Here is a 23487-nt window from a genome sequence, read left to right as displayed (position 1 = left end):
AAAACATCATTTTTATAATCAATCAAATGCTCAAAAGCAAAAACCTCGCATACCTGATTTCAATTTGTGTAATGTTTTATGCCTGCGTAGAGCCTTACGACCTGAATGTTCAGCAAGAAAGAAAAATACTGACAATTGATGCTACCATTACCGATTTAGCCGAAGAGCAATCGGTAAAAATTATAGAGTCTTACAGTGCCGCCAATACTGTTTATGCCATTCCTGTAGCCGGTGCCAAGGTAGAAATCATAGTAGACAACACCGAGAGAATTCCGCTTACTGAGCGTTCAGGCGGGGTATATGTACTTCCTTTATCTTTTCATACCCAAGTTGGCCGAAGTTATAAACTTGCTTTTCAGCGGGCAGATGGCACCAGATATGAATCTGAAGTAGAGAAACTGGGCGGTATTCCGGCTATTACAAATGTGTATGATGAGTTTAAGGTAGATGGCATTGAGGCATCGCTCGGAACAGAACCGGCACACTATATTTACCTTGACACCGAAGACCCTGCCAATGAAAAAAACAGCTACATGTGGACCTGGAAACTGTGGGAGAAGCAAAGTATATGCGCAACCTGTTATGGTGGCAGGTTTTTTCTGAATCCATCGCCCGGCGAATGTAAGATAGAAGCCAATTATGCCAATGCAACTTATGATTATAATTGCAACGGCGACTGCTGGCAGATTTTTTATAATAAAGACCTGAATGTTTTTAGTGATGTTTATTCAAACGGAAAACCAATTTTAGGCAGGCTGATTGCTAAAATACCTTATTATGCTGCCAGAGGAGCCTTAATTGAAATAAAACAGCAGTCGGTTTCACCTAATGCTTTTCAATACATGAAACTGCTTGTGAATCAGGTACAGAACAACGGTAGTCTGGTAGATACCCCGCCCGCAGCCATTATTGGCAATGTAAAGAATATTACCAACCCTGATGAAGCCGTGGCCGGATTTTTCATGGTAACGTCTGTAAGAGCTTGGAGATATTGGATCGGACGCGAAAATGCTTCAGGCTTAGCCAGACCAATCGGACTTTTGGGGCATACATTTATACCAGAGCCATCAGGGCCCGATTTAACAAGACCACCACTGGCACCGTGCCTGGAAGGCAAGTACCGAACCCCAAGCAAGCCAGATGGCTGGATTGATTAAGGTAGCTTGTAAGGCCATGATATAAACCTAATTACCATTAAAATGAACAAATTTATAGGTGTTTTTTGTATCTCTTTGCTGCTATGGGTTTGTTCCTGTGTTGAGCCGTTTTCTGCAACTTTTGATGGAAAAAGCATTTTTCTGACAATTGATGCAACCCTTACTGACCTTGACGAGCAACAGAGAATAAAAATACACGAGTCTGTTTCGTCTGAAAACAACAATTATACCATACCTGTAAAAAATGCTGTAATTGAATTAATAGTAGACGAAAAGGAAAAAATCAGGTTTGCAGAAGAAGAAAACGGCATTTATAGTTTACCGCTGTCTTTCCGGCTGAAACAAGGAAGCTCGTATCAGTTAAATATTCAGAAAGCAGATGGCAGGCAATATAAATCTGACAAAGAAACGCTGATAAAGGTGGCAGATATGGTAAAGGTGTATGATGAGTTTATGCCAAGTGGAGTACCCCGCGGCGTGTATTATGACCCCGCCAATTATGTTTACATAGATACCCCTGACCCCGGCGACCAGAATAACAATTATATGTGGTCGTGGAAATTATGGGAGCTTCAGGATATCTGCACTACCTGCAATGATGGTCGTTATCATCTTACAGGAACAACCAATACGCCCCCCGGATGCAGAAAGGAAGCAGGGTATGAAAATCTAAGCTATGATTATTTCTGCGATGGCAATTGCTGGGAAATACTGAAAAGCAAAGACCTGAACGTTTTCAGTGATATTTATAGTAACGGAAAAACCATAAGCGGCAGGCTTGTAGCTAAAATACCTTATTATCAAGAAGGCGGAAGCCTGATAGAAATTACTCAACAATCTATTTCGCCTGGTGCATACAGATATTTAAAGTTGTTAGCCGACCAGGTTCAGAACAATGGCAGTTTGGTTGACACACCACCCGCAGCCATAATTGGTAACGTAAAGAATATCAACGAAAGTAATGAAATGGTTGCCGGATTCTTTATGGTAACAAGTATGAAAAAAATAAGATACTGGATAAGCCGTGAAAATGCAGCTGGCAAAGCGTATCCTGTTGGGTTATTAGACCACCAGATTATACCAGAACCCACAGTGAACGGTGTACCTGACAGGCCTCCGCTGGCCTTGTGTATTGAAAGTGCCACCCGTACAAAAATTGAACCCAAAGGCTGGGTTCCAAGAGTAAAAAAGCCTAAAAACTGATTTTATATTCATATTCACCATCAATTGTTCTATTTTAAAAAATGAGAAAACTTTACATCGTAAGTTCATTTCTATTACTTACCATAGCAGCCAGGGCACAGGTTTTTTACCGCTTTAGCGGCTATGTAAAAGATACACTTGATGGTAAACCACTTGCCAAGGCATCTATCAATGTTGATTATGGGAAGTTTGGCGCCGTTACCGATGAAAACGGATATTTTGACATTAATATTCCGTATGGCGAACACGCCGTAACTGTTAAGTTTGTAGGCTACAGACCTGTAAGAGACGGTATTAAAATAAATGCAGATATGAGACGCAATTACTCAATGGGCCGTGTTGAAAACGAGCTGGAAGAAGTGATTGTATCAAGCAAAGGTGTAGAAGCCAACATTCAGCGCCCTTTACTGGGGGTTAATCAATTAAATATAAAAACCCTCAGAAAACTACCTGCTGCCGTAGGCGAAATAGACATTCTGCGGGGTTTGCAGATGCTGCCCGGTGTAACCAGTGTCGGCGAGGCCTCAAACGGGGTAAATATCAGAGGCGGTACAACTGACCAGAACCTTTTATTACTAGACGACATCCCGATTTTCAACCCCACCCATATGTTTGGTTTGTTTACGGCGTTTCCTTCTGAGGCGGCATCAGGCGTTGAGGTTTACAAAGGCAATACGCCTGCGCGTTTTGGTGGCAGAGCAGCCTCAGTAATGGATGTAACGCTGGCTCAGCCGTCACTTGATAAATTTAAAATGAATGGCGGTATCAGTCTGGTATCAAATCGGCTCTCGCTTGATGTCCCTGTTATAAAAGACAAACTGGGCGTAATGATTTCAGGCCGGGCATCTTATAACGACTTCCTTTTGCCATTGGCTTCCCAAAAACTGGACGATATCAAAGCAAACTTTACCGATGTAGTAGCAAAGCTTTTTTATCGTGTCAATGCCAAAAATACCATTACCGCTTCAGGCTATTACAGTAAAGACTTCTTTCAGACCCAGTTGCTGGGTGGCATTGGTAACATTAATGCTACATCAACTCAGTATGATTACCGGAGTAGAAGCTTCTCTGCACGTTGGTTTTATGCCATATCGCCAAAAATCAATATGCAAACTACGGTGGTATCAGCTTATTATTTACCTAAAACATTGCTGCCAGAACTGAACTCTGACAACAAAGTAGTTTTAATGTCAGACATCGACTACAAACAAGCCAAAACCAATGTTAACTTTAACTATGCAAAGCATAACATTGAGGTCGGTATCAGTGCTACAAAATACAGAGTTGGCCCCGGTGAATTAAAACCCGGCACAAGCCGCAGTGTGCTTGCTCTGAAAACACCGAACGAATATTCGTTAGAAACCGGTATTTATGCAGAAGACGAAATCACCCTTTCTCCTAAAGCCACGCTGGCATTAGGTGTAAGATACTCTCAGTTTTTTGCACTGGGGCCTGCCGATGTGCAGATTTATGAGCCTAACCAGCCAAAAGATGCACTGTCGGTCAGAGATACCATTTCCTATGCAAGAGGCAAAATCATTAAATCGTACGGCGGCTTTGAGCCAAGATTAGGCTTTAAGTATTCGCTTAGCGACAAAACCTCTATAAAGGTAGGTTATAACATCATGCGCCAGTATATGCAGGTAGTTACTAATACAACTACTCCCCTGCCTACATCCCGCTGGAAAACTTCTGACACCCACGTTCGTCCGCAAATAAGCTCATTGGTAGCAGCAGGTTTGTTTCATAACCTGCCGGGCAATATCTACGAGCTATCGGTTGAAGGCTACTATCGGATGACCAATAACATTATTGATTATAAGCCCGGTGCCGACTTCCTGCTTGACGCTCACCCTGAAATGCAATTGCTGCAAGGTAAAAACCGCTCTTATGGGCTGGAATTTATGATTTCAAAGAAAAAAGGTGAAATGACAGGCTGGGTAAACTATACCTACAGCCGCTCTCAGAATATGGTATCTGAAGGCACAACCTTTGGCGAGCAGATTAACTTTGGCAAGTGGTATGCCGCTAATTATGACCGCCCGCACTCTTTCAATGCTTCTGTAATTATTAATCAGGGTAAGCACCACGATTTTTCGTTTAACTTCTCATATAGCACCGGCCGCCCCTTTACCATGCCAGAGGGTTTCATTATCTATCAGGGAACCAGCTACCCCTACTATGGTGTTCGTAACAACGCCCGACTGCCAGATTACCATCGCCTTGACTTTGCGTGGAACATCTATCAACCGAGCATGAAAGACAAACGTTTTAAAGGTAACTGGACATTCACCGTTTTTAACCTTTACGGTAAGAAAAACGCCTACTCTGTATTTATTCGTACACAAGGCACTGCTGTATCGGCCTATAAACTGGTTGTATTTGGTGCGCCAATTGTATCATTATCTTACAACTTCAAGTTTATGTAAGGCCAATATTTACGGCATTTTGAAGATAAGTCCTCTGCCCGGGGACTTATTTTTGTTTATAAGCAACCCTCAATAACTGTTCTGCATCTACTTATAAACTAACAAGTAAACTATCTGAATTATGAAAAAGCTACAATTATTAATTACCTCAGTCATTCTTTTATTTGGCTCAAACCTTGCCTTTGCTCAAACTTTAGAATCAAATACCAAATGGCTGAGCTACCAGCTAGACCAACTGGTAAAAGAGAAAGATGGCAGCCATTTAAAAGTTAACGACAATGAAGCCGTACCTACTTTTAAATTTAAAGGCTGCCAGATGAATATGAATATTGATGCCAGAGACTCAGACCTGAATTTCGGAATGAGAATCTCCTGGTTATTGAAAGATGTACAAAAGATTTCTTACGCCAAAGAAGATGGTGGAGAATACCAACTGAAGATGATTGTACCTGCCGACAGAATGAAAGTGAAAGTGGGCTTTGGCCAGAATCATAATATTGGCGGCTCGTTTAATCTTAAAAGTGATGATGAAAATGAAAGCAAAACAAATTTCTCGCTTCACACAAAAGATGAGCGGCTGGTGAAAGAGATTGTGAACAAGTTTGAAGAATCGGTGAAAATTTGCAAAAATACAAGATAACCGGAGGGGCCCACGCCCCTCTTGTTTTTTTTTAATACTCCAGATACGGTTCAATTTTCTGAATAGTGGCTTCGTCCAGTACTTTTATCTGTCTCAAATCTTCAATTGATTTAAAACTTCCGTGCTGCTCACGGTAAGCAACAATGGCCTTTGCCTGGTGATACTTCAGATACAAATGCCTTAGTTCAGATACTGCCACCTGATTAATTTTCAGCTTCTTTATACTTCCGCTCACAAATCCATATTTTAACAATTCGTCTGCCGTCTCGGGGGGTAAACCGTAAGTTTCTCGTACCTGCTCTGCTTTGGCAAAACCACCCAGTGCATCTCTGAACTTCACAATCCGCCTGGCATAGCCGGAGCCAATTCCGTTAATTAACTTAAGTTGCGTGGTATCAGCTGTATTCAAATCAAACCTGGTTAGTTTGTTTTCCTTCTTCAGCTCTCTGGCTGGCGCTTCGTTCTTTTCAGGATTTGCCGGCTGGGTTACTGAGTTAGTTTGTGGGGAAATGACCGATGTTTCATCTGCCGAAGGTAAATCAATATAAGGTGCCAGGCGCTCGTAGGTTTCTGGGTACAAACCGTAAATTTTCTTGAAGTCTTCCTTCTTACGGAACTTCCCGCCTTTACTTCGATACTTTTCTACACGCTCAGCAATAAACTTAGGTAAACCCAATTCTTGAAATTGTTGCACTGTGGCAGTATTCGGGTCGAAATGAAAATGTTTGTAATTTTTACCGCCCGAACTACCAAAGCCTGATTTGGCTTCACCATACGGGCTATACGCACTGGCCTTGGCATCTAGTGCTACCGTGAGGCTGTCAATATCTTTGGGAGACGAAATAGTCAGATTCTGTGGTTTCTGGCTAAAAAAGTAGTCGGCGCCTGCCATGAATAGCATAGCAGCCATAATAATGAAAAAGGCCACTAAAACCCCTTTGGCCTCGTGCGAAGACATGCTAAGAGAAGCACGAATAAATTTCAGGATTCGGTTCATAAATAATGGTCACAGACAAATTACTCCAAAAATAATAAGATAGCTAACGTATTTGTCAGGTTTTCGCTAATTTTGTAAGATTTTCAATATCAGGACATAAATCTATTTAAAATAATTAAATGAGCAAACCAGCACTAACTAATTCACTGCAAGATATTATTTCTCATGCCAAAGAATATGGCTTTGTGTTTCCTTCATCTGAAATCTACGACGGTCTTCAGGCCGTTTATGATTATGGCCAAAACGGTGTAGAGCTAAAAAATAACCTGAAAACAGCATGGTGGAAAGCCATGACCCAACTGCATGATAACATTGTGGGGATTGATGCGGCTATTTTTATGCACCCCCTTACCTGGAAAGCCTCAGGCCACGTGGATGGTTTCAACGACCCGATGATTGACAACAAAGACAGCAAGAAGCGCTACCGCGCCGACCAGTTATTGGAAGGCAAAGCAGAAGAATATGAAGCAGCAGGGCAGGCGGAAAAAGCGCAGGCATTGCTGGCAGAAATGGGCCGTTTGTTAGGCGCTGAAGACCTGGCCGGTGTACGTGAATTAATTATTGCTGAAAATATTGTTTGCCCTATATCAAAAACAGCTAACTGGACGGAAGTACGCCAGTTTAACCTGATGTTCTCTACGCAGGTAGGTTCGGTGGCAGAAGATGCCAGCATGATTTATCTGCGCCCTGAAACTGCACAGGGTATTTTTGTTAACTTCCTGAACGTACAAAAAACAGGCCGTATGAAAGTGCCTTTCGGTATTGCTCAGATTGGTAAGGCTTTCAGAAACGAGATTGTGGCGCGCCAGTTTACTTTCCGTATGCGTGAGTTTGAACAAATGGAAATGCAGTTTTTTGTACGCCCCGGAACAGAAATGGAATGGTATAAAGAATGGAAAGAAACCCGTTTGAAATTCCATAAGGCGGTGGGCTTACCGGCTGAGAAACTGAAATTCCATGACCACGAGAAACTGGCTCACTATGCCAATGCCGCGGTTGATATTGAGTTCCAGTTCCCTTTTGGCTTCCGTGAAATTGAGGGTATCCACTCAAGAACCGATTTCGATTTACGTAACCATCAGGAGCTATCGAAGAAAAAACAACAATACTTTGATGCTGACCTTGATGCCAACGGTAAGCCGTACGGCAATTATATTCCTTACGTGGTTGAAACATCAGTAGGTGCAGACAGACTATTCCTGGCTACTTTCTGTAACGCCTTTACCAGAGAAACTGTAGGCGAAGGTGAAAACGAAAAAGAACGTACTTACTTGAAACTGCACCCGGCTCTGGCTCCTATTAAGGCTGCTATATTGCCTTTGGTAAAAAGAGACGGATTGGCAGAAAAAGCCGAAGCCATTACGCAATCGCTTAAATCTTCTTTCAGAACTATCTATGACGACGGCGGTGCTATCGGTAAGCGTTATACGCGCCAGGACTTAATTGGCACGCCCTACTGTATTGCCGTTGATTACCAGACAATGGAAGATGATACGGTTACAATCCGCTACCGCGATACAATGGCGCAGGAAAGGGTTCCTGTAAGCGCTTTAAAAGAGAAAATCGGATACGAAGTTTCAATGGAGCGTATCCTTGAAAATATCTGATTATAAAGAATTGAATTAACTAGAAAGCAGCATGATTCAGCACTTGAGTCATGCTGCTTTTGTTTTGTCGCAAAAAGCACAATATACAAAAGGCAATTTGCCACACAAATTAGCAATTCTGCTTTTTTAATTTAATTTTACAAAACCGAAACCTATTAACACCTTTCACTGCTATGGAACTTTTACCAGATAAAACCTTCCTGGAGTATTTTTATGACCATGAAAAAAACCAGCCTGACAAGATATTTCTAAAACAGCCATTTGGCAATACATACAAAGATTTTTCATGGAAAGAAGTAGGGCTGCAGGCCCGTACAATAGCCAGCTATCTGGAATCGCTTAACCTGCCGCCCAAAACAAACATTGGCCTTATTTCAAAAAACTGTGCAGAATGGCTGATTGCCGATTTCGGTATTCTGATGGCAGGCCATGTATCTGTGCCTTTTTATGGAACATTAAATGCCGAACAGTTGAATCAGGTAATGACGCACAGTGGCTGCCGGGTACTATTTATAGGTAAAATGGACGACGCCAAAAGCATTGAGCCTGGTATACCTGAGGGCGTAAAGTGTATTTCATTTCCTACTTATAACCCACAGGCAAAGCATGTGCAATGGGAATTAATCATGAATAGTTTTAAGCCTAAGCAGGATAATTTTATACCCGATTTGAACGACCTCTTCAGTATTATTTACACCTCTGGCACTACCGGCAACCCAAAAGGTGTAATGGTAACTTACAAGGCTTTAACTATGGCACTTTATTATACCCGGCATTATACAAAACTCGACTACCCTGAATCGCGGTTTATATCTTATCTGCCATTGTGCCATGTGGCCGAAAGAATGGTGATAGAGTCTGGAGCAACCATTGCCGGCGCAACGGTTTACTTTGCAGAAACAGTAGAGAGTTTTGCCAGAAATCTGGCAGTGGCCAGTCCGACACATTTTTTGGCCGTTCCGCGTATCTGGACCAAATTTCAGTTGGGTATATTGTCAAAAATTTCGCAGAGCAAGCTGGATATATTATTGAAGATTCCCATTGTAAATAACCTGATTAAAACAAAAATACGCAAAGGATTGGGGCTGAATGATGCCATCATTATTCTGGCTTCTGCTGCGCCTATGCCTGTATTGTTAATTGAGTGGTTTAAAAAACTGGGTATAATAATTCAGGAAGCCTACGGAATGACCGAAAACCTGGGTGTAGCCACCATGATGCCCCGAGAAAAAATAAAAAACGGAACAATTGGCAAGCCTTACCCCGGAATGGAGATAAAACTGATGCCCGAAACTAACGAGATATGCACACTCTCGGCCTGGAACATGAAAGGTTATTACCGCGAACCGGAAATGACAGCCGCAACCATTGATACAGAAGGCTGGATTCATACTGGCGACGTTGGCGAAATAGATAATGAAGGTTACCTGAAAATAACCGGCAGGGTAAAAGAAATGTATAAAACAGCTAAAGGCGAGTACGTGGCCCCTGCCCCTATTGAAGCCGGTTTTTCTGCCAATTGCATGATAGAACAGATATGCGTGGCAGGTAATAACTTACCCCAACCCATTGCGCTGGTGATATTGTCTGACATAGGAAAAGCCGAAAGCGTGGAGAAGGTTAATGAAAGCCTGCAGGAAACCCTCCATGCTGTAAACGCGACCCTGAAACCCTATGAAAAAGTACGCAGAATGGTTGTATTGAATGAACCATGGACAATTGATAACAACAAACTTACCCCAACCATGAAGATAAAAAGGGGTAACATAGAAAAAGAATTTGAGTCGTATCTGGAAACCTGGTACAACAGAAAAGAATCCGTAGTATGGCAGTAAAAGTTATGGGGGCGCCTGGTAGCTCGCTCCCCCATAAACCAAAACATTATAGCATCATTCCGCCAGACACTTCAATGCGTTGCGCGTTTATCCATTTTGCATCGTCGGTACATAAAAAGGCTACTACACTACCTATGTCGTTTGGCAAACCCACTCTGCCCAGTGCCGTTATAGACGATATTTGAGCATTTATATCAGCATTGTCTCTTACTGCACCTCCACCAAAATCTGTTTCAATAGCGCCCGGCGCTACGGCGTTCACTCTTATTTTTCTGCTGCCCAGTTCTTTTGCCTGATATTTAGTAAGTACTTCAATTGCTCCTTTCATTGAAGCATAAGCCCCATAACCCGCAAAAGAAAAACGTGTAAGACCTGTAGAAATATTTACTATTCCGCCTCCGTCAGCAATCAGCGGCAGGGCTTTTTGTGTAAGGAAGAAAGCGCCTTTAAAATGAATATTCATCAGGGTATCAAATTGCTCTTCGGTGGTTTCAGACAAAGAGGCATGAATCCCAATACCGGCATTATTTATCAGAAAATTAAAATTCTCTGCATTGAATTGGTCTGTGAGCACCTGCTTTACCTGTTCAAAAAATGAATCAAAACTTTTAGAATCGCCTGTATTCAGTGGTAATGCTGCTGCCTTTTGGCCTAATTCAGTTATTTCGTTTACTGTCTGAAACGCCTCCTCCTTTTTTTGATTATACGTAAGTATTACATCTAAACCTTTACGGGCAAGTTGTAGCGCCATGTTTTTTCCTAAGCCCCGGCTTCCGCCTGTTACTAAAGCAATGTTGTTTGTTTGTGCCATAATTTTATTATTTAAAATGATGACACAAAAGTATAACCCATACCCAACAGACCGGTTACGTGTATCAATCCGTAAATTGCAAAAATCAATCAATTGCCTTACGCACGAAAACCCAACGGCGAAAATGAAGTATGCTTCCTGAAAAAATTAGAGAAATGAGCAATCTCATCAAAGCCCAGCGAATAGGCAATTTCAGATATGTTCCAGTCTGTTTGTTTCAGCAGAATCTTGGCTTCCTGAACAACGCGGCTGCTGATGATATCGGTAGTGGTTTTACCTGTATTCTGTTTAAGCACTTTATTGAGGTGATTCACATGTACCGAAAGCCTGTCTGCATAGTCTTTGGCTGAGCGCAAAGATAATTTCTGATGCGGAGATTCTATTGGAAACTGGCGCTCAAGTAACTCAATAAACAAAGAAGAAACTCTGGCCGAGGCATTGTGGGTTGGGTGCAAGGCAGTTAATGGCTGCAATTTCTGGCCGTAGTGTATTAGTTCTAAAACATAATTGCGCAGCAAATCATACTTATAGATATAGTCGGATGCGATTTCATCAAACATTTTATTAAAAACATGAAGAATATCTTCGGCCACTTTATCTGATAACTGAAAGATAGGATAGCCCCCGGGTCTGAATATCGGCAGGTCGTCAAGCACTACTCCACTTTTGCTCTGGGTCAGAAACTCAGCCGTAAAAATACAGAAATGCCCGTGCTGCTTATCGTCTTGCGGCAACCAGTGATACGGAATTTTAGGTGTGGCAAATAGCAAGGCATTTTTTTCAATGTCAATTACCTTATCGGCATATTCTGCTCTGTTTTTGCCACTTATCAGGCTTATTTTATAATAATCCCGCCTGTTGTAAGGCATCGTTGTACGCTTGTTACCTGCCGCCGCTAACTCATGCAGCTTAAACACATTAAAATGCCCCAGCTCTTTGTTAATTCCTTCAGGTACAACTAACGAGGCCTCTTTATAAAAATCTTCAAGTGTTGTTACTTTCATTATGATATTTGCAAAATACAAATATACCAATCTGAATTAAATTAAAAAGCCCAATAACGTAAAAGGGACGATGAACCCATGTTCGCCGCCCCTTTAAAATCAAAATGCTGAGCATCAGAAAAACAGGAAACTGTTTCTTACCTTAAATTCTACTGTACCCAGGTAATCATTGTCTGCGTATGCAGTAGCTTTATAAGTACCGGGTTTTAATTTTTCTTTCAAATCAAACTCAAATGTTGCATTTTGAGGACCCCGTGCCAAATCAACAGTTTGCATGGCATGAACGGCCACAGGCATCAGCTTTTCTCCGCGCATAACGCTCACTTCTTTTATTGAACCTTTTACAGGCATATTTTTTTGGTCAAGAACAGTAAGGTACACCTTCTGTTGGCCCTCTTTGCTATTCTTTAAACTCTCTGGCACCAAAAAAGAAACCCTTAACGAATGTGCTTTTTTTGCTTTGGCGGTAAGTTTGTCGTTGGTCTTTAGTACTTCAACCTTGAAGTTATCGGCAGGAGCGTCATAAATAATTTCATCTATCCTTTTATTGAGCGAGGCAATGTGTGTATTCAGTTCATCTCTCTGTGCGCGCAGTTCATCATATTTTACTTTCCATTCGGTATTTTCCGAAACCAGATTGGCATTACTTGCCTGCAAATCTGTTAAGTTTCTTTCCATCAGAGTTTTTACGTCGTTCAGTTCAATAATCTGATTATTCAGTAAAGCCAGTTGCTCATCTTTAGACTTATTCTTACCTTTTAGCACTTCAGCTTCTTTATTAAGCCTTGCCATTATTTTTTCTTTTTCTGCCAGCAAGCCATTTATGTACTCGGTTCTGTTTACCAGTTCGGCGTTTTCATCACGCTCATCGTTTAAATCTTTGGTCAGGCCGCTTATTTCCTCTTCCAGGTTTTGCTTCACCGTCATCAGCGAATCAGCCTGTATCGTAAATCTGTCGCGCTCGTCAGAAATGGCGCTTGATCTATATGCCTGAAAAATCCCAAAAGCAGTAGCAAACGTAAGTGCCACAACCATTGCCCCGGCAAATGCTCTTCTTCTTGATTGTGTTAAATTTTCCATATTAAAGTATCGCTAAATGAATATAATTACCTTGCGGATATTTCCAATTTATACTTTAAAATTGTTGTACCATTGCCTTTTGCCTGCCGGCAAAAGGCAAAAACACAGCCAAACCGAGAAATATATTCTACAAAAAGTAACTATTAAATTAAAAATAGAACAAAGAAAGATGAATTTTCGGGTTTTTACCCCTGAATAAAGATGAGAATACCTAACTTTGACTGACGAAAGCCCCGGGTATTGCAGATACCATGCAATGCCTACATATAAATAGCCAAAAAAACATTCACTACTCATGCGCAAACCGTTCAGATACGTAACGATTTCGTTTATCTCCTGTATTATCCTATTGATGATACTTACGGTTGTTTCTTATCTGAAAGTACATCAGACACTGGCTTATATGGAAGACATTGAGCGCAACTACCAGGTAATGATGAAAGGAGAAGAGCTGATATCTAAAATGAAAGACATGGAAACCGGGCAAAGAGGCTATTTGCTTACCCAACGAAATGTTTTTCTGAACCCTTACTACGATGCTTACCGTGTTATTGGCAAAATAATAAACGAACTGGAAGACCTGGTAGAGCATAACGAAGGGCAAACCCAACGGTTGATGCAACTGAAAAAACTCATTGCCGAAAAAATACAGATTACAGAAACCAACATTAAACTTGCACGAATAAAAACCGCTGTAAGTGCCGAGAGCCTGAAAAGCGATAAACTGAAAATGGATGAAATCAGAAATGTAATGAATCTGTTTTTACTTACCGAAAAGCAGATTCTTAATAACAAATATGCGCTGAAAATAAGTAACGATAAACACCTGCCCGGCTACATTATTTCACTATCGGCATCGTCGGCACTGTTACTGCTGGCTTCTTTCGGGTTTCTGATTTACGAGCTTCGCAAGCGCATCAGGTTTCAGAAGGCGCTTGAAAATAATCTGGATAAATTACAGCGCACAAACTCCGAGCTGGAACAATTTGCTTATGTGGCCTCTCACGACCTGAAAGAACCCCTGCGTAAAATTCGGGCTTTCAGCGGTATACTGCTTAAAAAACACTACTCGTCACTGAATCAGGACGGGCAGGAATCGCTCAATAAAATTGAGAAGTCTGCCGAAAGAATGCAATTACTGATTGACGATTTACTCACGTTCTCGAGAACGGTTAATCATTACGATCAGGAATTACAGACGGTAGATCTTAACCAGATGCTGGAAGAAGTTGAAACCGACTTATCACTGGCCATTGAAGAGAAAAAAGTAAGGATTATTACCGAGGAACTTCCGGTAATAAAGGCGTTCCCGTTTCAGATAAAACAGTTATTTTATAACCTGATTAACAATTCCATTAAATTTTCTCAGAATGACATTGCACCGATTATTGAAATATCGTCGGAGGAGATGTCAGGAAAAGACATATTTTTTATTGAAGGACTGAGAGAAGAAAGCACTTTCTACCATTTGTGTTTTCAGGATAACGGTATAGGTTTTGAACCTGGTTATGCCGAAAAAATATTTGTTATTTTTCAGAGGCTGCACGGGCGGCATGAATACGAAGGAACCGGCATAGGCTTAGCTATATGCAAAAGAGTTATGGGCAACCACAATGGTTTTATATTTGCCGAGGGGCAAGTTAATAAAGGCGCCAGGTTTCATTTGTTTTTCCCAAAAACTTTTAATCCTGCCAAAGGTAATCAATTTGAAAAACTCCTTTCTGTTTAACTTGCCTTTGTATACGTAGGCGGGTAAAAATAAAAACCGCCGGTTTGGCGGTTTTTATGGGAGCCTTATGGCTCCTTCTTTGAGTTAAATGTGTTTTACTTATTCCGAACAGTGTAACACATTTTGTTCCAGTATCTTTTAGGCTCTATTACAAGCCAAGTATAGTGCTAACCGAGATTGACAGACTTACATCGGCATCAGATTTCAGTACAATACTGCTTAAATCTACATTGTTTTTGCTTTGGATATTCAGAAGGGCTTTCAGACCAAAGAAACCTCCGGTTGGCTTGCTGTAAGAAGCACAATGTACTTCATAATCGCCCTGCTCTAAAAAGGCCGCCTTGAAATTACCGCTGCCATCAACTTTGGCGCTGGTAACTGCATTTTTAAATTTTATCTGGCTTTCTCCCTGTCCCTGAGTTTCAGTTGATTGGTTAAACGTACCTTTTTTGTAAACGTAAACCACTACGTCGCCCATTGTGGTTGAGTTGTAATTATCTATTTTACCACTAATGTCGCTTGAAGACGGTTTATCTACGGTACGGATGGCAGCCTGAAGCTCGCCATAACTTACAAATGAATAAGTGGTTTGTGAGCCCGATGTCTCTGACTTAATGGCTTTTCTGAGGTCAAAATCCATTACCAGCTCAGTGGCTTTACCTTCCTGCACAGCAAATTGCTTGGCTGTCAGTTCTATTGCATTCTGGGTACTTCCGTTAAGTTGAAGTTTTTGTTTGGTATTATCTGCCTTCTGAATGTAGCATCCAGGCGCCGTACCAGATGCATCTTTTTCGTAATCAAGCACCAATGTTATTTTGCTGAATGTGCCAGCGTTAAAATTTCCGCTTCCCAGCTCAAGCGAATTACCGTTTTGCAATTCAAGCAGATTTACGGTTTTGGGGCCTTTAAAGCCATCAAATGTTTTTCCATCTACTTTAATTTCGGTTACTGTTACAAATGCCCCTTTAACCTCCGGTGAGTCAATGGGTGAATCAGTAATACTAACTTTCAGAGTGCCGGAGCCTGAGCCCCCGTCGGGACCCATGTCGTTTGAGGAGTCTTCGCAAGACATTTGCAGGAATCCGAGTGTGCCAATAAGCGCTGCGCCGAGAAACAATCTTGTAACTTTCATAAAAAACAGGATTTAGTTAAAAAATGATTACTAAAGTACAGGTGTGCTTCATATCATTTAAGAATGGTTGTTAATTGTAAATGTTCTGTGTTGTAATTGACAACCTGACTAATCAAAACAGCGTACCATTGGTAAAATCCGGCTCCAAAAAACCTGAGATGTGGAATTTTATACCCATCATTCACAAGATTTTCTACAATTCATATCCTTCAGATTGTCAATTAACCCTTTTACAGATTTGGAATAGGTTTTTATCGTTTATATACGCTAACTATTCTTTATTAATCAATAATTATTCAGCACTATGCGTAAATTATTTTTGTTAACAGGCCTTATTATTTTTTCGATTACAGCAGCTACTGCCCAATCTGACTACAAAACGGGAGTCGGCCTACGTTTAAATTATGGATACGGTTTGAGTATCAAACACAACATGTCTGAAAGAAAAGCCATAGAAGGTATAGTTTATACACGCTGGCGCGGCATAAACATTACGGGTTTGTATGAAATTCATGCTCCTGCTTTTCAGACTGCCGGTTGGAGATGGTACTACGGTGTTGGTGGACACGTAGGTGTTTGGGGTAACGGAGGCCAATATGGTAACCCCTGGTTTGATAACAACGATTCGCACGCTATTGTAGGGGCAGATGGTATACTCGGGCTGGAGTACACTTTCAGAGAGATTCCGCTTAATTTAAGCGTTGACTGGAAACCGGCAATAAACGTGATTGGGTATCAGGGATTATGGCTTGACGACATAGCTCTTACGGCCAGATTTGCCATTAAATAGTATTTTCACAACCACATCAGGAGCTTGCCCAACCCATAAGCAGGCCGCCTGTTATAATCAGATACACTGGCACGTATCGGGTCAGTAAAAGAATAAAAGTAAGTATTATTGTCATTACCGATACTAAATCCACATACATTGGTTGAGACAGAGAAAATGCCGCCGCTGCCGTTAAACCGGTGCTGGCGGCATTAATGCCTTCCAGCGAGGCCCTGATACCCCTGTATTTTTTTAGCTGGTCCCAGAAACGGATTACAAAGAATATCAGAAATGTACCCGGCAAAAAAATACCTGCTGTTGAAACAAAACTTCCAAGCAACTCGCCGTATATCCCCCATTCTCGCATAGATAAAGTACCTACAAACGAAGAAATTGAGAAAACAGGCCCCGGAGCTACTTCAACTATTGCCAGCCCCGACAAAAACTCGTCGGCGGTAAGGTAGTGCTTAAACTTTACAAACTCATTATACAAAAGCGGTTTAAGGATATGCCCCCCGCCAAAAGTAAGACTGCCGTTACGATAAAAATTTTCAAATAAACGTATCGGTAAAGAGTGCGTAACAGCCCCCAGAATAGCTGAAGAAAGCAATACGCCTATCCATAAAAAGAAATTGCCCCACTCAATTCTGATCGGCTCTTTCTGCATTTTCTCCTGCTCATTAAATTTAAGTGCGGTGGCCAGGCCACCGAGTAATATCCAGATTGGCGTAATATAAGGCGAAGGAAAAAAATAGCCGGCCATAGCTGCCAGCACCATTAAAATAACGCTAACCTGTGTTTTTATTACTTTTATACCAATAGAATAGGCGGCAAAAATGATAAATGCCACCCCCATAGGTTTAATAAAACGTGTGAGGCTGGCCAGTTGCTCTTTTTCTATATAAGTAATACCCAAGGCTGCGAGCGTCATTAAGATAGCGCCCGGAAGCACCCAGATAAACAGCGTAATATAGGCAAGGTTGGCTCCGCCGAGCCGAAATCCGAGGGCTGTAATGGTTTGTGTTGAAGTTGGCCCGGGGAGTATCTGACACAACGATTGCAGCTCCAGCAATTCGGCTTCTGTCAGGTAGTTTCTTTTTTTTACGAATCTGTCCAGAAACATGGTTAAATGCACCTGAGGCCCGCCAAAACAGGTGAGCGCAAGAATCATAACATCTTTTAAAAAAATGAAGTATCGAATCTGGCGGGTTTTACTCATTTAAGGTTTTCCTGGATATATGTCGATAAATTAAATAAATATAGCACAGAAAATTTGATTTTTCTGTGCTATGCGGAAATAACAGTACATGAAGCCTATTTTTTAAGCCCCAGTTCTCTTAGTCTTTCGTCCAGAAATTCGCCGGCTGTCATGTTTTCATATCTGCGCGGATTGGCCTCATCAATGCAACTTTCAAGGCAGGTAAGGTCTGTTTCTGCTCTGGCATGCATGAAAAAAGGAATAGAGAATCTGGACGTTTTCATTTTTTCACGAGGCGGATTTACTACCCGGTGAATCGTCGATTTCAGTTTATGATTCGTCAGGCGGTCAAGCATATCACCTACGTTGATGATTATCTGATCTGGCAATGCCGTAACCGGAATCCATTTGCCATCCAGGCGTAATACTTCCAACCCTTCGGCAGAAGCACCCATCAGCAAGGTAATCAGATTTATATCTCCATGTGCCGCAGCTCTTACGGCTCCTTCTGGCAATGTATCGGGGTTTTCAATCGGAAAATAGTGCAAGGCACGCAAAATGCTATCGCCGTTTCTTACTTTTTCTTCAAAGTAATCTTCGGGCAAGCCCAGATAAAGGGCAATGGCGCTTAATAGTGTTTTACCTGTATTTTCAAAAGTTTTATAAACGGCCAGCGTGTAAGTTTCAAACTCCGGAACCTCAGACGGGAAAACATTGCTGGGCATCTCGCCTTCGGCAATCGGCTGACCCACATGATAAAACTCTTTCAGATCCGGGCGATTATGCCCTTTGGCGGTTTCTTTTCCTTTGCCCACATAACCCCTCTGCCCTGCCAGCTCCGGAAACTCATATTTTGTTTTCAATTCGTCTGCCTGATAAAAAAACTTCTGAACGGCATCATAAAGTTTTACCCGCAGGTCTTCTGTCAAACCATGATTTTTTATTGCTACAAAGCCTATGGTGTTAAAGGCATTTCCGATATCCTGCACAAATCTGGCTTTACGCTCAGGGTCGCCGGAGGTAAAGTCTGCAAGGTCTAATGACGGTATTTCGTCAAGCAGTGCTTGTTCCATGAAATGATTTATTTTTTCTGCAAAACTAATCTTTTTTTAGTTGTTTTTGATAAAACCGGCGTATGTTTCTGTATTGGAAGCACTGATAAACGGGTACCAGGCTGAATTGTCTTTCCGGTTACACACATTTTTTTAACGAAAATAGCATACCTTTGCAGTATGAAAAATACGATTATTGCCCCCTCTGTACTGGCGGCCGACTTCGCCAATTTGCAAAGAGATGCCGAAATGTTGAACAACTCTGTTGCAGACTGGTTTCATATTGATATTATGGATGGTGTTTTTGTGCCTAATATTTCATTCGGAATGCCCGTGCTTGAAGCCATTCAACGCCATGCAACGAAACCGCTGGATGTACACCTGATGATTGTTCAGCCTGAGCGTTATATTGAAACATTTAAAAAGCTAGGCGCTGAAATTATTACTGTACACTACGAGGCCTGCCCGCATTTGCATCGTACTTTGCAACAAATAAAAGATACTGGCTGCAAGGCCGGTGTGGCGCTTAACCCGCATACCCCGGTAAACGTACTTGAAGACATTCTTCATGATATTGACATGGTTCTGATTATGTCTGTTAACCCTGGTTTTGGCGGACAAAAATTTATTGAACATACCTACGAAAAAGTAAGGAAAGTGCGCCGGATGGCAGATGAACGCGGACTTGGCACAATGATAGAAATTGACGGTGGTGTAACCACTGCCAATGCAGGCCTTTTAGTAGATGCAGGTGCCAATGCTTTGGTAGCCGGTAGTTTTGTTTTTAACTCGACCGACCCTGCGCAAACCATCAGAGACCTTAAAAATATATGTGATACTCATCATTAAATACAACTGAAGCTGTATGTTCTCTCTGAGCCGAAAAACAACCTTTATTATATTAGCAGGCATTATGGTGCTTGCTTTTTTATTGCGTTTTCATAACATAGGCAAACATGGCCTGGCAGGCGACGAGAAATACTCGCTTTTTGTGAGCCAGTTTGTGAGCTACGAAGGCAATAACCAGCGGAACTCAGTAAGAAAGCCCGACAGCCCCTATTTCACCCCAAGGGAGTTCTGGTCAGAAAAAAGTATTCATGATTTTTTTGATTCAATAGCGCGGATTGACACCGGCAATGGGGCTTTATATACGTATTCTTTACACTACTGGACACAGCTGGTTGGCCTTCAGGATGCTGACCTGCGGTTTATGTCTTTAATATTTAACCTGTTGACGGTGTTTTTGACATACGTGTTTGTTAACAGACATTTTAAATCATCTAATCTGGCTTTGCTGGCATCATTTTTAGCCGCTGTTTCGCCCTTTAATATTACCTATTCACAGGTTGCCCGCAATTATGCGCTGCTCTTCTTTTTTTCATTGCTGGCCACCCACTTGTTTCTGATTATTTTAGAGAAAGAAAAAAACAATAAAAGCAGCCTTGCCTTTTATTTGTATTATGGCCTGAGCGCACTAGCCTGCGAGCTATGCCACATCTCGGCATTTCCGCTTTTTTTGATTCACGGGCTTTATGTAATCATTTACGTGAGGAAACTCAGGGTATGGGTCGGGCTTGCGCTTGCCATGCTCATTCCGGCTATGGGTGTGGTTGTCTGGCTAAAATCAGACGGTGGCCGCTGGTTAATTGAATACGTTGAAAACAGCGTAAAATCATACAATATAATGGCCAGAACAGCCCCTGACGACTACCTGTCGGTGGCAACCCTGCCCAACATTTTTAAACAGTTGCGCTTTGTAGTTTCATCGGCATTTATAACCAGCGAGGGGCTATATATTCATTTATCAGGTCTAAAAAATACAATCATTGCACTGGTAAGTGTTTTGGCTGGGGTGTCTTGTTTCAGATGGCTACCGTCTGACAAACTGAAAGTTGCCGGTATCTGCGGGTTGCTGGTACTCGATTTCTTTCTTTACAGCACCGCCAGGCTTCATTTTATGGTGCTAACCCTTAATATAGCACTGCTGGTTATTCTGCTAAGCACATTATTAAAGAAAAGTAAAGCAGCCAATCACCCATTACTGGTATTTTTATCAATGCTCACTTTGTTGCCTTTTGTGTTTCTGATATTATTTTCAATTCAGGATGGCAATACGTTCAGAATTATGCCCCGATACATAGGCTATATGTATGCCTTTGGCATTGTGCTGACAGCCTTGCTTATCAGGCAGATGTTATTGCTGGAATCAAGCGTTAAGTATGCTTTAGTGTTGCTTCTGGGCGTGCAACTGGTGTTGGTATGCGGAATAGTGGTAAACATCTGGGAAGACAAAGCACCCAGGTATTTTATGCATTTTGCTGAACCAAGAAAAGAAAACCCATATAAACTGGCTGCTGACAAAATAGTGAACCTTTATGCCAAAGGTGATACGGTAATTTATTGTTCTTTTCTGGACAACAGCACACCGGGCGGCAAAGACTTGCCACCGTTTTCGGTGGTTGATGCGCAGCTTACCAATTTTTATCTACCCAAAAACTCAGATATTATTCAGAGAGTTAATCCTGAAGAGCAAAACAGAATTTTCATTAAAAAATCTGATGGCCGCGAGATACTGATAACTGATTTGAAAAAAAGCAGGTACTAAAAAAAATCCTCCGGCAAGCCGGAGGATTTTTCGTGTCAAATATTTATTATTTCCCTCCCGGAGGGCAATATTGTTTCAGGTAATTAGTAAAAAGGGTATTCAGGTGCATTCTTGTACCCTCTCCTTCATATATGCCGTGCGAGCGGTTTGGATAAGCCATAAACTGAAACTGTCTGTTGTGCCTGATTAATTCGTTAACAATCAGCTCTGCATTCTGGTAATGAACGTTGTCATCGCCGGTGCCATGAATATACAACAGGTTTCCTTTCAGATTTTTGGCATAAGTAATGGGCGAACCTTTAATAAAATCTTCCCGGTTTTCCTGCGGTAAGCCCATGTAACGCTCCTGATAAATGTTGTCGTAAGTAAGCTGGTTCCCCACTGCAGCTACCGAAATTCCGGTTTTATAGATTTCAGGATACTGAAACATCAGGTTAAGTGTGCATGACCCACCACCACTCCAACCGTGCACAGCCACACGCTCTTTGTCTACATAGGGCCATTCCAATATCTTTTTGGCAGCCATGGCCTGGTCCCGGGTGTTTAAAAGGCCAATTTTTCTGTAAATTGATTTCCTCCACATTCTGCCCTTCGGCGCTGGAGTACCCCGGTTATCAAGCGACACATAAATGTATCCATCCGCAGCCATATCGCCGTTATAAAGCCCATTGCGGCCTACACCAAAGCGGTCTGTGACGGTTTGAGATGCCGGCTCACTATATACCATAAATACAATCGGGTATTTTTTTGAGGCATCAAAATTTTTCGGTTTGGCTATCCAACCGTCCATTTCAATTCCCTCTTCGGTGGTTATTCTGAAAAACTCAACATTTGATTTTTTCTTTCTTTCAACATCAATCTTTTTGCTGATGTCTTTTTGAGGGTCAAGGGGTTGGTGTTCAGGCAAAGCAACCCATTCAATGGCCGTAGGGGTAAAGTAGTTAGTAAAACTATGGTAGGCAAACTTTCCGTTTGGCGAAATCTGATACCCATGTGTACCTTCTTCCATAGCAGGCGAAATTCTTACGGCCTCACCAGCACCATCAAGCCCGGCACGATACAGGTATTTCTGGGTAGCATTGGCAGGAGAAGCCATAAAATAGACATAACCATTTGCTTCATCTATTGCTTCGGGCGATATCACATCAAAGTTTCCTTTGGTGATTAAGGTTTCTTTCTTGCCATCTGCCGACACCCTGAACAGGTGTCTCCAGCCATCTTTTTCGCTTATCCAAATAAATTCCTTACCGCCTTTTAACCATCTCCATCCCGCAGGATTCTCATCAGCCCAATGGGTGCTTATATCTACCCAGGCATCGTCTGCTTCCTGATAAAAAGTACTCACTGCACCTGTCAGGGCATTGGCATACATCAGCTTACTTTGGTTCTGCTTGCGGTTCAGTTGTTGCAAAATCAGCTGGTTAGAGCTACCCGCCCAGTCCATACGCGGAATATAATTCTGGCGGCTGTCGCCCGGCACTTTCATCCAGATAGTTTTTGCTGTTGTAACATTTACCACCCCTACTCTGCAGGCAGATGGGGCTTCACCAACTTTGGGGTACTCTACCGGCACTACAAATGAATAGATAGAGTCTGTATTGTTAATCATGTAAAAATCACGGATGGTGTTGGCATCTATCTGCCAGTAGGCGATAGACTTACTGTCGGGGCTCCAACGGAAACCATCGCGGCAGTCAAATTCTTCTTCATAAACCCAGTCGAAGGTACCGTTAATCAATTTCTTGGTACCATTGGTTGTAGTAAGCACTTTGGGTTTGCCGCCAGCCAGTTCTTCTACATAAATATTGTTTTTGCTTACATAGGCTGCCTTTTTACCATCGGGCGAAATCTTTGCAAACATCAGAGAGGCCTCAGGCAAAGACGCCCCCAGTTTTTTAAGATCTTTGGTAGTTAAATCCAGCAGCCAGTAGTCGCCTTTGGTTTCGTAACGCCATACGCGTTTGGTGTTGGTAAAAATCAATAATTTTTTCTGGTCGTCTGAGAAACTGAAATCACGAACAGCCAGCGGAGCATTACTGCCCTTGGGTGTCAGTAAATCTTTGCTCACAATTACTCGTGCCTGCTGAGTAAGCAAATCAAATTTTACAATTTCCTGTTTTTCAACAGAATAATATCCATTGCCATCGGGTGTCCATTTGGAAGATTGACCCGGTTGTGCAGTAGCATTAAATGCCCAAATAAAGAAACAAAAGCCTAATAATTTTCTTAGCATAGTCTG

At 41.9% G+C, this 23487-nt stretch carries 18 protein-coding genes; 10 read left to right on the top strand and 8 right to left on the bottom strand.

Annotated elements, in window-relative coordinates; translation table 11 throughout:
* Nucleotides 1–26: 26 nt before the first annotated feature.
* From MB380_RS07445 to MB380_RS07430, 4 genes are all read left to right on the top strand, one after another.
* Nucleotides 27–1157: a DUF4249 domain-containing protein gene (locus MB380_RS07445; protein ID WP_253534200.1), complete on the top strand. Its 1131-nt coding sequence runs from the start codon at nucleotides 27–29 to the stop codon at nucleotides 1155–1157.
* Nucleotides 1158–1199: 42 nt separating this feature from the next.
* Complete coding sequence (locus MB380_RS07440; protein WP_253534198.1) at nucleotides 1200–2360, top strand: DUF4249 domain-containing protein; 1161 nt, start codon at nucleotides 1200–1202, stop codon at nucleotides 2358–2360.
* 41 nt (nucleotides 2361–2401) lie between these two features.
* Nucleotides 2402–4789 (top strand): TonB-dependent receptor, encoded by a 2388-nt coding sequence (locus MB380_RS07435; protein ID WP_253534196.1) that lies wholly within the window; start codon nucleotides 2402–2404, stop codon nucleotides 4787–4789.
* Nucleotides 4790–4910: 121 nt separating this feature from the next.
* The gene (locus MB380_RS07430) at nucleotides 4911–5429 is read left to right on the top strand and encodes a hypothetical protein (protein WP_253534194.1); all 519 of its coding nucleotides are present in this window, start codon (nucleotides 4911–4913) and stop codon (nucleotides 5427–5429) included.
* A 31-nt stretch (nucleotides 5430–5460) separates the two neighbouring features.
* On the opposite strand, the gene MB380_RS07425 is transcribed toward MB380_RS07430, so the two are convergent.
* Nucleotides 5461–6426, bottom strand: coding sequence for a helix-hairpin-helix domain-containing protein (locus MB380_RS07425; RefSeq protein WP_253534192.1), 966 nt, complete (start codon nucleotides 6424–6426; stop codon nucleotides 5461–5463).
* Nucleotides 6427–6545: 119 nt separating this feature from the next.
* Here MB380_RS07425 and MB380_RS07420 point away from each other — a divergent pair, with 119 nt between their 5' ends.
* The gene (locus tag MB380_RS07420) at nucleotides 6546–8033 is read left to right on the top strand and encodes a glycine--tRNA ligase (protein WP_253534191.1); all 1488 of its coding nucleotides are present in this window, start codon (nucleotides 6546–6548) and stop codon (nucleotides 8031–8033) included.
* A 173-nt stretch (nucleotides 8034–8206) separates the two neighbouring features.
* Complete coding sequence (locus MB380_RS07415; protein WP_253534189.1) at nucleotides 8207–9868, top strand: AMP-binding protein; 1662 nt, start codon at nucleotides 8207–8209, stop codon at nucleotides 9866–9868.
* A 46-nt stretch (nucleotides 9869–9914) separates the two neighbouring features.
* Here the strand turns inward: MB380_RS07415 and MB380_RS07410 are convergent, their stop codons facing one another.
* The 3 genes from MB380_RS07410 to MB380_RS07400 form a co-directional block, all read right to left on the bottom strand.
* Nucleotides 9915–10679 (bottom strand): SDR family NAD(P)-dependent oxidoreductase, encoded by a 765-nt coding sequence (locus MB380_RS07410; RefSeq protein ID WP_253534187.1) that lies wholly within the window; start codon nucleotides 10677–10679, stop codon nucleotides 9915–9917.
* A 98-nt stretch (nucleotides 10680–10777) separates the two neighbouring features.
* Entirely contained in the window at nucleotides 10778–11683 is a 906-nt protein-coding gene (locus tag MB380_RS07405) for an AraC family transcriptional regulator (protein WP_253534185.1), read from the bottom strand.
* 114 nt (nucleotides 11684–11797) lie between these two features.
* Entirely contained in the window at nucleotides 11798–12763 is a 966-nt protein-coding gene (locus MB380_RS07400; RefSeq protein WP_253534183.1) for a hypothetical protein, read from the bottom strand.
* Nucleotides 12764–13058: 295 nt separating this feature from the next.
* On the opposite strand from MB380_RS07400, the gene MB380_RS07395 reads away from it, so the two are divergent.
* A complete protein-coding gene (locus MB380_RS07395) occupies nucleotides 13059–14492 on the top strand; it encodes a sensor histidine kinase (protein ID WP_101725160.1) in 1434 nt (477 codons plus the stop codon).
* A 148-nt stretch (nucleotides 14493–14640) separates the two neighbouring features.
* On the opposite strand, the gene MB380_RS07390 is transcribed toward MB380_RS07395, so the two are convergent.
* Complete coding sequence (locus tag MB380_RS07390; protein ID WP_253534182.1) at nucleotides 14641–15624, bottom strand: DUF4382 domain-containing protein; 984 nt, start codon at nucleotides 15622–15624, stop codon at nucleotides 14641–14643.
* Between the two features lie 304 nt (nucleotides 15625–15928).
* Between MB380_RS07390 and MB380_RS07385 the strand changes: the two genes are divergently transcribed.
* Nucleotides 15929–16414: a hypothetical protein gene (locus MB380_RS07385; RefSeq protein WP_253534180.1), complete on the top strand. Its 486-nt coding sequence runs from the start codon at nucleotides 15929–15931 to the stop codon at nucleotides 16412–16414.
* A 16-nt stretch (nucleotides 16415–16430) separates the two neighbouring features.
* Here the strand turns inward: MB380_RS07385 and chrA are convergent, their stop codons facing one another.
* Nucleotides 16431–17612, bottom strand: a complete 1182-nt coding sequence (gene chrA, locus MB380_RS07380) for a chromate efflux transporter (protein ID WP_253534178.1) — start codon at nucleotides 17610–17612, stop codon at nucleotides 16431–16433.
* A gap of 95 nt (nucleotides 17613–17707) precedes the next feature.
* Entirely contained in the window at nucleotides 17708–18664 is a 957-nt protein-coding gene (locus MB380_RS07375) for an isopenicillin N synthase family oxygenase (protein WP_253534176.1), read from the bottom strand.
* A gap of 159 nt (nucleotides 18665–18823) precedes the next feature.
* Between MB380_RS07375 and rpe the strand changes: the two genes are divergently transcribed.
* Both rpe and MB380_RS07365 read left to right on the top strand, forming a co-directional pair.
* Complete coding sequence (rpe, locus tag MB380_RS07370) at nucleotides 18824–19492, top strand: ribulose-phosphate 3-epimerase (protein WP_101725165.1); 669 nt, start codon at nucleotides 18824–18826, stop codon at nucleotides 19490–19492.
* 16 nt (nucleotides 19493–19508) lie between these two features.
* Nucleotides 19509–21248 carry a glycosyltransferase family 39 protein gene (locus MB380_RS07365; RefSeq protein ID WP_253534174.1) on the top strand — a complete coding sequence of 580 codons (1740 nt, stop codon included), beginning with the start codon at nucleotides 19509–19511 and terminating at the stop codon, nucleotides 21246–21248.
* Nucleotides 21249–21294: 46 nt separating this feature from the next.
* On the opposite strand, the gene MB380_RS07360 is transcribed toward MB380_RS07365, so the two are convergent.
* Nucleotides 21295–23481 (bottom strand): S9 family peptidase, encoded by a 2187-nt coding sequence (locus MB380_RS07360; RefSeq protein ID WP_253534172.1) that lies wholly within the window; start codon nucleotides 23479–23481, stop codon nucleotides 21295–21297.
* Nucleotides 23482–23487 lie beyond the last annotated feature (6 nt).

The organism is Emticicia sp. 21SJ11W-3, from assembly GCF_024138715.1.
Classification (GTDB): Bacteria; Bacteroidota; Bacteroidia; order Cytophagales; family Spirosomataceae; genus Emticicia; species Emticicia fluvialis.
This window is presented reverse-complemented; position numbering and strand designations above follow the sequence as displayed.

Bases quoted from the DNA above. Each gene is read 5' to 3' on its own strand.
- MB380_RS07445 (WP_253534200.1), top strand. From the start codon at position 27: ATGCTCAAAAGCAAAAACCTCGCATACCTGATTTCAATTTGTGTAATG.
- MB380_RS07440 (WP_253534198.1), top strand. From the start codon at position 1,200: ATGAACAAATTTATAGGTGTTTTTTGTATCTCTTTGCTGCTATGGGTT.
- MB380_RS07435 (WP_253534196.1), top strand. From the start codon at position 2,402: ATGAGAAAACTTTACATCGTAAGTTCATTTCTATTACTTACCATAGCA.
- MB380_RS07430 (WP_253534194.1), top strand. From the start codon at position 4,911: ATGAAAAAGCTACAATTATTAATTACCTCAGTCATTCTTTTATTTGGC.
- MB380_RS07425 (WP_253534192.1), bottom strand. From the start codon at position 6,426: ATGAACCGAATCCTGAAATTTATTCGTGCTTCTCTTAGCATGTCTTCG.
- MB380_RS07420 (WP_253534191.1), top strand. From the start codon at position 6,546: ATGAGCAAACCAGCACTAACTAATTCACTGCAAGATATTATTTCTCAT.
- MB380_RS07415 (WP_253534189.1), top strand. From the start codon at position 8,207: ATGGAACTTTTACCAGATAAAACCTTCCTGGAGTATTTTTATGACCAT.
- MB380_RS07410 (WP_253534187.1), bottom strand. From the start codon at position 10,679: ATGGCACAAACAAACAACATTGCTTTAGTAACAGGCGGAAGCCGGGGC.
- MB380_RS07405 (WP_253534185.1), bottom strand. From the start codon at position 11,683: ATGAAAGTAACAACACTTGAAGATTTTTATAAAGAGGCCTCGTTAGTT.
- MB380_RS07400 (WP_253534183.1), bottom strand. From the start codon at position 12,763: ATGGAAAATTTAACACAATCAAGAAGAAGAGCATTTGCCGGGGCAATG.
- MB380_RS07395 (WP_101725160.1), top strand. From the start codon at position 13,059: ATGCGCAAACCGTTCAGATACGTAACGATTTCGTTTATCTCCTGTATT.
- MB380_RS07390 (WP_253534182.1), bottom strand. From the start codon at position 15,624: ATGAAAGTTACAAGATTGTTTCTCGGCGCAGCGCTTATTGGCACACTC.
- MB380_RS07385 (WP_253534180.1), top strand. From the start codon at position 15,929: ATGCGTAAATTATTTTTGTTAACAGGCCTTATTATTTTTTCGATTACA.
- chrA (WP_253534178.1), bottom strand. From the start codon at position 17,612: ATGAGTAAAACCCGCCAGATTCGATACTTCATTTTTTTAAAAGATGTT.
- MB380_RS07375 (WP_253534176.1), bottom strand. From the start codon at position 18,664: ATGGAACAAGCACTGCTTGACGAAATACCGTCATTAGACCTTGCAGAC.
- rpe (WP_101725165.1), top strand. From the start codon at position 18,824: ATGAAAAATACGATTATTGCCCCCTCTGTACTGGCGGCCGACTTCGCC.
- MB380_RS07365 (WP_253534174.1), top strand. From the start codon at position 19,509: ATGTTCTCTCTGAGCCGAAAAACAACCTTTATTATATTAGCAGGCATT.
- MB380_RS07360 (WP_253534172.1), bottom strand. From the start codon at position 23,481: ATGCTAAGAAAATTATTAGGCTTTTGTTTCTTTATTTGGGCATTTAAT.